Source organism: Cobetia sp., from assembly GCF_983723665.1.
This window is the reverse complement of the sequence record NZ_CFDJES010000034.1, coordinates 1-12,024: the sequence shown is the minus strand read 5'-3', so window position 1 is coordinate 12,024 and position 12,024 is coordinate 1. Positions and strand designations below refer to the sequence as shown.

The 12,024-nt window shown below is 64.5% G+C and carries 10 protein-coding genes; 3 read left to right on the top strand and 7 right to left on the bottom strand.

Going from position 1 to position 12,024, the window contains the following annotated elements:
• Nucleotides 1–74 precede the first annotated feature (74 nt).
• From AC4FAH_RS05405 to tkt, 6 genes are all read right to left on the bottom strand, one after another.
• Nucleotides 75–527 carry a YbaY family lipoprotein gene (locus AC4FAH_RS05405; protein WP_490245747.1) on the bottom strand — a complete coding sequence of 151 codons (453 nt, stop codon included), beginning with the start codon at nt 525–527 and terminating at the stop codon, nt 75–77.
• A gap of 51 nt (nt 528–578) precedes the next feature.
• Nucleotides 579–953, bottom strand: a complete 375-nt coding sequence (locus AC4FAH_RS05400) for a translation initiation factor Sui1 (protein WP_225347429.1) — start codon at nt 951–953, stop codon at nt 579–581.
• Between the two features lie 185 nt (nt 954–1,138).
• Nucleotides 1,139–2,203 carry a class II fructose-bisphosphate aldolase gene (fba, locus tag AC4FAH_RS05395; protein WP_043335741.1) on the bottom strand — a complete coding sequence of 355 codons (1,065 nt, stop codon included), beginning with the start codon at nt 2,201–2,203 and terminating at the stop codon, nt 1,139–1,141.
• Between the two features lie 119 nt (nt 2,204–2,322).
• The gene (locus AC4FAH_RS05390; protein WP_225347428.1) at nt 2,323–3,486 is read right to left on the bottom strand and encodes a phosphoglycerate kinase; all 1,164 of its coding nucleotides are present in this window, start codon (nt 3,484–3,486) and stop codon (nt 2,323–2,325) included.
• Complete coding sequence (locus AC4FAH_RS05385; protein ID WP_225347427.1) at nt 3,483–4,592, bottom strand: type I glyceraldehyde-3-phosphate dehydrogenase; 1,110 nt, start codon at nt 4,590–4,592, stop codon at nt 3,483–3,485. Before AC4FAH_RS05385 ends, AC4FAH_RS05390 begins: the two co-directional genes overlap by 4 nt.
• A gap of 462 nt (nt 4,593–5,054) precedes the next feature.
• A complete protein-coding gene (gene tkt / locus AC4FAH_RS05380) occupies nt 5,055–7,049 on the bottom strand; it encodes a transketolase (RefSeq protein WP_043335737.1) in 1,995 nt (664 codons plus the stop codon).
• 508 nt (nt 7,050–7,557) lie between these two features.
• On the opposite strand from tkt, the gene metK reads away from it, so the two are divergent.
• The 3 genes from metK (at nt 7,558) to AC4FAH_RS05365 (ending at nt 10,840) form a co-directional block, all read left to right on the top strand.
• Entirely contained in the window at nt 7,558–8,778 is a 1,221-nt protein-coding gene (metK, locus tag AC4FAH_RS05375; protein WP_043335733.1) for a methionine adenosyltransferase, read from the top strand.
• Nucleotides 8,779–8,911: 133 nt separating this feature from the next.
• A complete protein-coding gene (locus AC4FAH_RS05370) occupies nt 8,912–9,415 on the top strand; it encodes a M48 metallopeptidase family protein (protein ID WP_216061197.1) in 504 nt (167 codons plus the stop codon).
• 153 nt (nt 9,416–9,568) lie between these two features.
• Nucleotides 9,569–10,840: a cation:proton antiporter gene (locus AC4FAH_RS05365; RefSeq protein WP_054556326.1), complete on the top strand. Its 1,272-nt coding sequence runs from the start codon at nt 9,569–9,571 to the stop codon at nt 10,838–10,840.
• Between the two features lie 99 nt (nt 10,841–10,939).
• Here the strand turns inward: AC4FAH_RS05365 and AC4FAH_RS05360 are convergent, their stop codons facing one another.
• Nucleotides 10,940–11,695 (bottom strand): aspartate/glutamate racemase family protein, encoded by a 756-nt coding sequence (locus AC4FAH_RS05360; protein ID WP_490245746.1) that lies wholly within the window; start codon nt 11,693–11,695, stop codon nt 10,940–10,942.
• Between the last annotated feature and the right edge of the window lie 329 nt (nt 11,696–12,024).

Here is a 12,024-nt window from a genome sequence, read left to right as displayed (position 1 = left end):
TGGGGTGTCCTATCGGTGAGAGACGGGCCTACTGGTCAAGTCGAGCGTACTGGTCGGGCCGGGCGAGCGCGCCATCAATGGCCCAGCGCACGCGGCAGCGGCGTGAGCGGGATCTCGACCTCGCCCTGTGAGGTGCTGGCGTCACCCAGCACCGGCACCGCGCTGTCATTGATCCAATACAGGCGACCCTCGCTGCGCACATCGGCTTGCAGCGCATAGCGATGGCCTTCCTCGATGGCATTGCGGTCGTACTGCAGGCTGACCGGGAAAGGCCCTTCACGCAGGCCGCCATAGCGGGTACTGGCAATCAGCCCGGCCTCGGCGTCGGCGCGGGAGACATCCACCAGGCGCACTTCCAGCATCGCATCCGGCGGTGCCGTGAAGGCCTGCTGCGGCACCACGCGCGCCTCCAGCTGCGTGAAGTCCGGGCCGGTCATGCAGCCACCCAGCCCGAACGTGGCCAGCAGCAGGCCAGAGAGCGAGAGCGTGCGAGCCGAAGACCGGCGTGGCGTGATGAAGTTCAGCATGGAAATCCCTTGTGCAGCGAGATGGAAGGCAAAGGTGCGCGCAGCAGGCGTTCAGCCACCGGCCAGCTTGACGGTATAGCCCATCCGCGTGAGTTCAGCCTTGAGCGTCTCGCGGTGATCGCCCTGGATCTCCACGATGCCATCCTTGAGGCTGCCGCCAGTGCCGCACCGCTGCTTGAGAGTCTTGGCCAGGGCCTTGAGTTCCTTCTCGGCGAGCGGAATCCCGCTCACGGTGGTCACGCCCTTGCCCTTGCGACCGCTGGTCTCGCGACGGATACGCACCACGCCATCGAGGCTTGCCAGGCGATCACGCTCGGCGAGGTCGGCACATTCGCACTCGGCTTCGGCACGCCGACACTCAGGGCAGGTTGCGCCATGTTCGGTGGAATAGACAAGCCCGGACAGTTGATCCTTGAGCGAGGCCATGATGTCTCCTGCGATACGGTGATGAATGATCAATGCCAAACGGAATCTCGAAAGGATACCTGCGTGCGCGAGAGGCTGGCACCCTGAGGCGCATAAAAAAGGCGACCCCGAAGGGTCGCCTTTCTCTTCATTCCCTGCCTGTTCGCGTGCGGGCAGGCAGGGAGACCTTGGCGGGTGCCGCCCGATCAGTTGATCTTCGGGTCCAGCTCGCCACGGTTGTAACGCTCGAACATCGCTTCGAGGTTGATCGGGTCGATCTTGCTGCCATGACCGGCGGCACCGAAGGCTTCGTAGCGGGCGATGCAGATGTCGCGCATCGCCTTCACGGATTCCTTCAGATACTTGCGCGGGTCGAATTCAGACGGGTTCTGCGCCATGAAGCGACGGATGGAACCGGTAGAGGCCAGACGCAGATCGGTGTCGACGTTGATCTTGCGCACGCCGTGCTTGATGCCTTCGACGATCTCGTCGACCGGCACGCCGTAGGTTTCCGGAATCTTGCCGCCGTATTCGTTGATGATTTCCAGCCAGTCCTGCGGCACGGAGGAAGAGCCGTGCATCACCAGGTGAGTCTCGGGGATGCGGGCGTGGATTTCCTTGATGCGCTGGATGGACAGGGTGTCACCCGTCGGCGGCTTGGTGAACTTGTAGGCGCCGTGGGAGGTGCCGATGGCGATGGCCAGGGCATCGACGTGGGTCTTCTTGACGAAGTCGGCGGCTTCTTCCGGGTCGGTCAGCATCTGGTCGTGGTCCAGCTTGCCTTCGGCACCGATGCCGTCTTCTTCACCGGCCATGCCGGTTTCCAACGAGCCGAGGCAACCCAGTTCGCCTTCGACGGACACGCCACAGGCGTGGGCCATCTCGACGGTGCGACGGGTCACATCGACATTGTATTCGTAGCTGGTCGGGGTCTTTCCGTCTTCGCCCAGCGAGCCGTCCATCATCACCGAGCTGAAGCCCAGCTGGATGGAGCGCTGGCAGACTGCCGGCGAGGTGCCGTGATCCTGGTGCATGACCACCGGGATATGCGGGAATTCTTCCACCGCAGCCAGGATGAGGTGGCGAAGGAACGGCGCGCCCGCGTATTTGCGTGCGCCGGCGGAGGCCTGGACGATCACCGGAGAATCGGTGTGATCGGCGGCTTCCATGATGGCGCGCATCTGCTCGAGGTTGTTGACGTTGAACGCCGGGATGCCGTATCCGTACTCGGCTGCGTGGTCCAACATCTGGCGCATGCTGATCAATGCCATGACATCACCTGTCTTTTTGAGGAATCGAGTGGAGAAGCGTCGGGTGCCCCCCGTCAGCTGACGGGGAGCGACCTTGTGGCCGTGACTCTAAGCCTGCGCCAATGAGGACACAGGCGGGTTCAGCTTGCTGCGGCTTCCAATGCCGCAACGGCCGGCAGTACCTTGCCTTCCACGTATTCGAGGAAGGCGCCGCCACCGGTAGAAATGTAGGAGACGCGCGACTCGACGTCGTACTTGTCGATGGCCGCCAGGGTGTCGCCACCGCCGGCGATGGAGAAGGCGTCGCTCTCGGCGATGGCCATCGCCAGCTGCTCGGTGCCGTTGGCGAACTGTTCGATCTCGAACACGCCGACCGGACCGTTCCACAGAATGGTGCCGGCGTCCTTGAGCAGCGCACCGAAGCGCGAGGCGGTCTCCGGACCGATATCCAGGACCATCTCGTCGTCCTGGACGTCGGCGACGGCGCGCACGACGGCTTCGGCCTTGTCGGAGAACTCGGTGGCGACGACGACGTCGGTCGGCAGCGGGATCTCGACCTTGTCCATCAGCGCGCGAGCGGTATCGAGCAGGTCAGCCTCGTAGAGGGACTTGCCGACGTTGTAACCGGCCGCCGCGATGAAGGTGTTGGCGATGCCACCACCGACGATCAGCTGATGGCACTTGTCGGACAGCGCCTTAAGCACGTCGAGCTTGGTGGAGACCTTGGAGCCACCGACGATGGCGACCATCGGCGCACGCGGTGCGGCGAGTGCCTTCTCGAGGGCTTCCAGCTCGGCGGCCAGCAGCGGGCCGGCGCAGGCGTCCGGGGCGAAGCGTGCCACGCCATGGGTCGAGGCCTGGGCACGGTGCGCGGTGCCGAAGGCATCCATCACGTAGACATCGCACAGCGCGGCGTAGGCGCGGGACAGGGATTCCTCGTCCTTCTTCTCGCCCTTGTTGAAGCGCACGTTCTCCAGCAGCACGACCTCGCCTTCGGCGACATCCGGTGCCGTGTCGAGGTAGTCGTTGATCAGGCGCACCGGGCTGCCCAGCAGCTCGCCCAGATGTGCCGCGACCGGTGCCAGCGAGAACTGGTCTTCCGGCTCACCCTCGGTGGGGCGGCCCAGATGACTCATCAGCATCACGCGTGCGCCGGCGTCACGTGCCGCCTTGATGGTCGGCAGGCTGGCACGGATGCGCGCGTCGCTGGTCACCTGACCGTCGCGGATCGGCACGTTGAGATCTTCGCGGATCAGCACACGCTTTCCGGACAGGTCGAGGGCGGTCATCGTTTGCACGTTCATGACGGGTTCCTTGGTCGTGAATCGGTGGAGAGAGCTTCCCTCGCCAGAGGCGTTGTCATCTCGCAGGCGTGCCAATGGGTGGCGACGTCCAGCATGCGATTGGCAAAGCCCCATTCGTTGTCGAACCAGCACAGCATCTTGATCAGCCGGCCGCCGGCAACACGGGTCTGGGTCGCATCCACGATACCCGAGCGCGGATCGTGGTTGAAGTCGATGGATGCCGTCGGCTCCTCGCTCAATCCCATCAGGCCCTGCAGGCGTTGGGCGCAGGCCTCGCGCAGCAGGTCATTGACCTCATCCGCGCTCACGTCACGCTTCACCTCGATGGACATGTCCATGCAGGACACGTTGATGGTCGGCACGCGCAGGTGCAGACATTCGAAGCGTCCTTCCAGGTGCGGCATCAGGCGGTTGATGCCCTTGGCCAGGCCGGTGTCCACCGGCACGATCGAACTCATCGCCGAGCGCGTCAGGCGCAGGTCCGTCTGGTGGTAGGCGTCGATCACCGGCTGGTCGTTCATCGCCGAGTGCACCGTGGTGGTGACGCCGCGCTCCAGCCCGAAGGCCTCTTCCAGCACCGTCAGAATCGGAATCAGGCAATTGGTGGTGCACGACGCCGCCGAGACGATGCGCATGCCGCTGCCTGGCTGTCCCGCCTCGGCGGGGGCCAGCGCCGACTGATTGATGCCGCACACGATGGTGGCATCGACATCGGCGTCGGTATCGCCGGGCTGGGAGAACAGCAGCCGGCCGGCGCCTGCCGCCAGATGCCGCTCGGCGGTGGCGCGGTCCTTGAAGCTGCCGGAGCACTCCAGCACCAGGTCAATCCCCAATGCCCGCCAGGGCAGGCAATCTGGATTGGCCTCGGACAGGATGCTGATCGCATGGCCGTTGACGACCAGCTGGCCGTCGCGCTGTTCCACCGTGCCGGGGAAGCGGCCGTGGGTGGTGTCGTAGCGGGTCAGATAGGTGATGGTGTCCAGGTCTGACAGCTCGTTGATCGCGACCACTTCCAGCGGCAGTGCCTCACCGCGTGCTTCACGTTCTACCAGCGCTCTCAGCACACACTGACCGATGCGTCCGTAGCCATTGATGGCCACTCGCAAGGGAGCGTTTCCCTGGCGTCGGGACGCCTTGTCTCCCTGGGGAGCGTCGGCGGTGGGCAGAGGCGGCTGGTGGTTCAAGGGTGTCGTGTTCCGAGTGTTTTTCAGGGGGTCCATGGTAGCGCATCGCTTTGCTGGGCGGAGGGAGCGAAAGGCGCGCAAGCGCCTGATTTCTGGTTTTTTTCGTCTAAGGACACGTAGTCACACTACCCAACTGGAGGGGTTGTGTAGTCGCCGTCTGCGCTGTCTGTCGTGGGCATGATCGCCGGAGAATGACCGCTCATGCAGGATGAATCGTGTCATCAAGCCGCGACTCGTGTGAGCCACGTCGACTACAGGCGACAGCCGGTGACGCTTGAGGGCTCCTCGAGTGTCGCACAGACGAAAACGCCGCCGCTCCCAGCGGGAGGCGGCGGCGTCGGTCTGCATCCCACTCCGTCATCGACGGGGTGGGTCAGGCGGTGATCAGCCCAGCAGTTTGTTGGCGCGTTCGACCACGTTCTCGACCGTGAAGCCGAAGTGCTTGAACAGGTCGCCAGCCGGCGCGGATTCCCCGAAGGTCTCCATGCCGATGATGTCGCCGTTCAGGCCGACATACTTGAACCAGTAGTCACGATGACCGGCTTCGATCGCCACGCGCGCGGTGACGGAAGACGGCAGCACGGATTCGCGGTATTCCGCGTCCTGCGCATCGAACAGGTCGGTGGCCGGCATGGACACGACACGCACGGCGCGACCGGCGGCTTCCAGCTCGGCGGCGGCATCCATCGCCAGGCCGACTTCGGAGCCGGTGGCGATCAGGATCACTTCCGGCTGGCCGTTGGCGGCGTCCTTCAGCACGTAACCGCCACGGCTGATGTTGGCCAGCTGGGCCTTGTCGCGGTTCTGGTGCGGCAGGTTCTGACGCGACAGGATCAGCGCGGTCGGGCCGGAGTGACGCTTGATGGCTGCATCCCACGCTGCCGCGGTCTCCACGGCATCCGCCGGACGCCAGGTGGACAGGTTCGGCGTGGTGCGCAGGCTGGTCAGCTGTTCGATCGGCTGGTGCGTCGGGCCATCTTCGCCCAGACCGATGGAGTCGTGGGTGAAGACGTAGACGGCCTGCTGACCCATCAGGGCGGCCATGCGAACGGCGTTGCGCATGTATTCCATGAAGATCAGGAAGGTCGCGCCGTACGGGATGAAGCCGCCGTGCAGACCGGCGCCGTTCATGATCGCGCCCATGCCGAACTCACGCACACCGTAGTGCAGGTAGTTGCCGCTGAAGTCTTCGCGGGTGATCGCCTGGGCGCCCTTCCAGAAGGTCAGGTTGGACGGGGCCAGGTCGGCACTGCCGCCGAGCAGTTCCGGCAGCTGCGGGCCGAGCTGGTTCAGGCACTCGAAGGACGCCTTGCGCGAGGCCGGGCTGTCGCCGGCGGCCTGGGCATCCTCGATCATCTTCTCGCTGGTCAGGGCGTGCGGCAGCTTGCCTTCCAGACGACGGGTGAACTCGGCGGCCAGTTCCGGGTGTGCTTCGGCGTAACGGGCGAAGCGTGCATCCCAGTCGCTCTCGAGCTTGGCGCCGCGCTCGCTGGCGTCCCAGCCCTGATAGATGTCTTCCGGAACGTGGAAGGGCGCGTGGGTCCAGCCCAGCTTCTCGCGGGTGGCAGCGACTTCGTCATCACCCAGCGGCGCGCCGTGGCAGGACTCGGTGCCTTCCTTGTTCGGGGAGCCGAAGCCGATCACGGTCTTGCAGATGATCAGGCTCGGCTTGTCGTCGTGGCTCTTGGCCAGCGCGATGGCGGCGTTGATCTCTTCCGGCTTGTGGCCGTCGACGTTGGAGACGACGTGCCAGCCGTAGGACTCGAAACGCTTGGCGGTGTCATCGGTGAACCAGCCTTCGACTTCGCCATCGATGGAGATGCCGTTGTCGTCATACAGGGCGATCAGCTTGCCCAGACCCAGGGTGCCGGCCAGCGAGCCGACCTCGTGGGAGATGCCTTCCATCATGCAACCGTCACCCAGGAAGCACCAGGTGGTGTGGTCGACGACGGTGTGACCCGGACGGTTGAACTGCGCCGCCAGTGTCTTCTCGGCGATCGCCATGCCGACGGCATTGGCCAGACCCTGACCCAGCGGGCCGGTGGTGGTCTCGATGCCCGGCGCGTAGCCGTATTCCGGGTGACCGGCGGTCTTGGCATGCAGCTGGCGGAAGTTCTGCAGGTCTTCAAGGCTCAGCTGATAACCCGAGAGGTGCAACAGGGAGTAGAGCAGCATGGAGCCATGGCCGTTGGACAGCACGAAGCGGTCACGATCGGCCCAGTTCGGGTTGGCCGGGTTGTGCTTGAGGTGGTCGTTCCAGAGCACTTCAGCGATGTCGGCCATGCCCATGGGGGCGCCGGGGTGGCCAGACTTGGCCTTCTGAACGGCGTCCATGGAAAGTGCACGGATGGCGTTGGCCAGGTCAAAACGGGAAGGCATGCAGTAGCTCCTCGCCTGCGGGCGTCAAGAGTGGGGCAATGAATCACGGCGTGCTGCGCCGGACGCTCAGTGCATCCCGAGAGCCAGGGCATGCTGCTGCCTGGGTCTCCTTCAGGACTGTGCGCCTGAAACAGTGCGCCGGAAAGGACAGTGCGTCGCGTGAACCTTGTACGCTCGGACTCGCGTCCGAGCGTGATCTCCGGGCGGGTATTGTCACCGAGATGACAGGGCGCGGCAAATCGCATCCGGGATGCGCGCTCGTCCAAAGGTGGCAACGGCTTATTACCCTGTGTGCAGCGCTTGTCGCAAAAAGGTCTCGATTGGACGGCCCCACGGGCCCCATTGCGCTAGGAACTCACATAAGTGGCGTGTAAACTCGCCCCCCCGAGGCTCAACCGCCCGTGTTGAGCTTCATCGTGCGCCGCAAGCGTGTTTCTACTCGGTCGTCAACGCAGTCTGCCGTCAGTGGCCGAATCATCCCCGCATCCGAAAAGAGGGTCGAGGACCAATGAGCGAATACTCACTCTTCACATCCGAGTCCGTGTCCGAAGGGCATCCGGACAAGATTGCCGACCAGATTTCCGACGCCGTGCTCGATGCCATCATCGCGCGCGACAAGCAGGCACGCGTGGCGTGCGAAACGCTCGTCAAGACAGGCGTTGCCATCGTGGCCGGTGAGATCTCCACCAGCGCGTGGGTGGATCTCGAGGAGCTGGTACGTCGTGTCATCACCGATATCGGCTATACCTCTTCCGACGTCGGCTTCGACGGCGAGACCTGTGGTGTCCTCAACCTGATCGGCAAGCAGAGCATCGATATCGCCCAGGGCGTCGATCGCACCAAGCCGGAAGATCAGGGCGCGGGCGACCAGGGCCTGATGTTCGGTTACGCCACCAACGAGACCGACTCCTTCATGCCGGCGCCGATCCACTACGCTCACCGTCTGGTGGAGCGTCAGGCGGAACTGCGCAAGAACGGCATGCTGCCGTGGCTGCGTCCGGATGCGAAGAGCCAGGTCACCTTCCGCTACGACGAAGCCGGCAAGCCGGTCGCCGTCGAAGCCGTCGTGCTGTCGACCCAGCATGACCCGGAAGTGTCCCAGGAAGACCTGCGCGCGATGGTCAAGCGCGAGATCATCGAGCAGGTGCTGCCGGCCGAGTGGCTGTCCGAGACCACCGAATACCACATCAACCCGACCGGCAACTTCGTCATCGGTGGCCCGGTGGGTGACTGTGGTCTGACGGGTCGCAAGATCATCGTCGACACCTACGGCGGCATGGCCCGTCACGGTGGTGGTGCCTTCTCCGGCAAGGACCCGTCCAAGGTCGACCGCAGCGCCGCCTATGCCGGTCGCTACGTGGCCAAGAACGTCGTCGCCAGCGGCCTGGCCGACAAGTGCGAGATCCAGGTCTCCTACGCCATCGGTGTCGCCGAGCCGACCTCCGTCTCGATCAACACCTTCGGCACCGGCAAGATCAGCGATGCCAAGATCGTCGAGCTGGTGCGCGAGCACTTCGACCTGCGTCCGTACGCCATCACCACCATGCTGGACCTGGCGCACCCGATGTATCAGCTGACCGCTGCCTACGGCCACTTCGGTCGTGAGCCGTTCGAGCACAGCTACAGCTGGACCGACGTGAGCGGCGAGCAGAAGACCGAAACCTTCACCGCCTTCCCGTGGGAAAAGACCGATCGTGCCGCTGGCCTCAAGGCTGCCGCTGGCCTGTAAGTCCGCCAGTTCGACAGGCCTGGCAGGTGGCGGACGTCTCGCCCCTCGCTTTCGGCGCCATGACAAGAAAACCCGCCTCGGCGGGTTTTCTTGTCTCTGGCCCTCCTTCGGACAGCAACAGGAGAGATGCCCAGTGGCTGATCTACGCTATCTCAAGGGCTACGCCCCCGAGATCCAACAGCAGGCGAGTGAACTGCTGGCGTCGGGCAAGACGGCAGCCTTCTTCCTCGGCAAGTATCCCGAGCCTCATCAGCTGCAGGGTGCGCGGGCGCTGCATGACTACACCATGGCGCTGAAGAATCGGTATCTGCGCAGCTCGGCGCCGATCAGCAAGGTGATCTACGACGACCGGATTCACGTCATCGACAACGCCCTGGGGCTGCACACCTTCGTGTCGCGGGTGCAGGGCAACAAGCTCAAGGCCAAGAACGAGATCCGTATCTCGTCGCTGTTCCGGCGTCTGCCGGAGCCACTGCTCAACATGATCGTGGTGCATGAGCTGGCGCATCTGCGCGAGAAGGCCCACGACAAGGCGTTCTACCGGCTCTGCTGTCACATGCAGCCGGAGTATCATCAACGTGAGTTCGAGCTGCGTCTCTATCTCTGCCACCGTGAACGCCACGGCGATCTCTGGTAGCCGCGCTCCGTTCTGGTAGCCATGAGCCGCTCTGGACAGTCACGCTCAGCTCAGACAGCCACGCGGCCGCTCACGCGACAGAAGAACTGGAAAGAATGACAAGGACGTCATGCCATCAGGGGTATCGGCGCCACTGCAAAGGACCGTTTTCGGATGCTCAATCTCGCTGCACTGTTCATCACCATCACTGCCGTGTGCATGTGGTTCAATCATCGCGTCCTGCGCCTGCCGCCGACCATCGGAGTGATGGCCATCGGCCTGGTGCTGTCGCTGGGCGTGATCGGGCTCGATCACTTCGCGGTGACCACCGTCGTGGCCGATACCGCGGAAGACTGGTTGGGGCGCATCAATTTCAACAGCCTGCTGATGGACGGCATGCTGTCCTTCCTGCTGTTCGCCGGCGCGCTGCACGTGGACCTCTCGCGCCTCAAGGCCTATCGCCGCTCCATCGGCCTGCTGGCCACGCTGGGCGTACTGATCTCGACGCTGGTGATCGGCTCCGCCGCCTGGTGGCTGTTCCAGTGGGCCGGTATCGAGGTGCCCTACCTGTATTGCCTGGTGTTCGGTGCGCTGATCTCGCCCACCGACCCGATCGCCGTGCTCGGCATCATGCGCAGTGCCGGCGCGCCTGCCGACATGGAAATCCGCATCGTCGGCGAATCGCTGTTCAATGATGGCGTGGCGGTGGTGCTGTTCACCGCGCTGCTGAGTGCGGCGTCGGCCGGCAGCGGCGAGGTCGAGCTCGGCCACATGGGGCTCTTGTTCCTCGAGGAAGCCGGCGGCGGCATCCTGCTCGGGCTGGCGCTGGGCGCGCTGGTCTACCAGCTGATGCGCAGCATCGACCAGTATCAGGTCGAGGTGATGCTGAGTCTGGCGCTGGTGCTGGGCGGCTATGCGCTGGCCTCGGCGCTGCATGTCTCCGGCCCCATCGCGATGGTGGTGGCGGGGCTGATCATCGGCAACATGGCGCGTGATGGCGCCATGTCCGACAACACCCGCCGCTATCTGGACGGCTTCTGGGAGCTGGTCGACGAGATTCTCAACGCGGTGCTGTTCGTGCTGATCGGCCTCGAACTGGTACTGATGCCGATCACGCTGACCTCGATCGGCATCGCGCTGGTGCTGGTGGCGGTGATCCTGCTCTCGCGCCTGGCGCTGATCGGCCTTCCGCTGAGCCTCTTGCGTCGCTGGTACACCTTCCGTCCCGGCACCACGCGCGTGCTCACCTGGGGTGGCCTGCGCGGCGGCATCTCGGTGGCGCTGGCACTGGCGATTCCCGAAGGCGACTTCCGCGAGCCGCTGGTGGTCACCACCTACATCATCGTGCTGTTCTCGATCCTCGTGCAGGGGTTGAGTATCGGCAAGCTGGTGACGGCGGTGGTCGGCGATCGCAGCCACTCGGGAGAGTCGAACGACAAGCACTGAGTCAGAGTCGGCCAATGCAAACGCCCCTTCACTGGCAGCAGTGAGGGGGCGTTTGCGTTTCGGTCGCGAGGCGCCAGCCAAGGGCAGTTCGCCTGCGGGTCAAAGGGCCGCCAGGCCCCGGGCAAAGACACCGCTGAGAGGTTTCACCTCACCCGCTTGCTTCGCGCGAGCGACAGCGGGCTGGCGCATCAGGGTCAGCAGCAGGTCGCGCCCCGCCAGCAGCGGATCGACCACCGGCAGGCCGATCTCTGACGCGATGGCATCACGCAGCGGCCCCATCGCAGCGCAGCCCAGCACGATGCTGCCGGCACCGCTGGCTCTGGCGTGTTCACAGCGCTCCAGCAATGGCGCGGGGGGAGTGCGCGCCTCGGACAGCGCGAGTACCGGTACGTCACAGGCCAGCAGCGCCTTGCACAGAGGGCGCATCGCATAGCGCTCCAGCAGCTGCTCGGACATCGGCAGCGTGCTGGTCATGCTGGTGACGATGGCAAAGGAGGGAGCCGCCAGCGTGGCCATGTGCATGGCGGCCTGGGCGATGCCGATCACCGGCACGGGGCTCAGTTCACGGGCGGCCTCGAGGCCGGGGTCACCGAAGCAGGCCAGCAGATAGCCATCGGCGGGCGGGGTCTCCAGCAGGCCCTCACGATCACGGGCGATCAGCGCCAGCAGCGCGACCACCGCCATGGCTTCCTCGACGGCGGTCTCGATGCTGGGGGCGCCATGCTCGGCAGTCAGCACCTCGAGGTGGACGTCCCGGGAGAGCTGCCGTTGCAGCGAGTGCGCCATCTGCTGACTCATCGCCTGGCTGGTGTTGGGATTGATGACCTTGAGACGCAACATGGCGGGCTCTCTCATGATGGGTGGCTCGTGAAGGGCTTTCTCGTGCCGGCGCGCGTCGGATGCAGGGCCGTACGAGCGGAGCACACAAAACACGAGCAGCATCCGTGCCAGTCCCGGCGACACCTGCTGGCGCAACGTTCGTTTCATTGACGGCGCGCTTCTGTGGTGCATATGGCTAATACAGCGGAAGTTAATGGTGCCTGATGTCTCAGGAGTTGCCACGCACATGACGTTGCTGGCAGGGGTGCCACGCAGATCGGGTCCTGGGGAAAACGCTTGGAGATTGAACATCCGCAACAAGTGTTTCACTGGCACGCTTGTTGATAAGGGGAGGGTATGGCGAG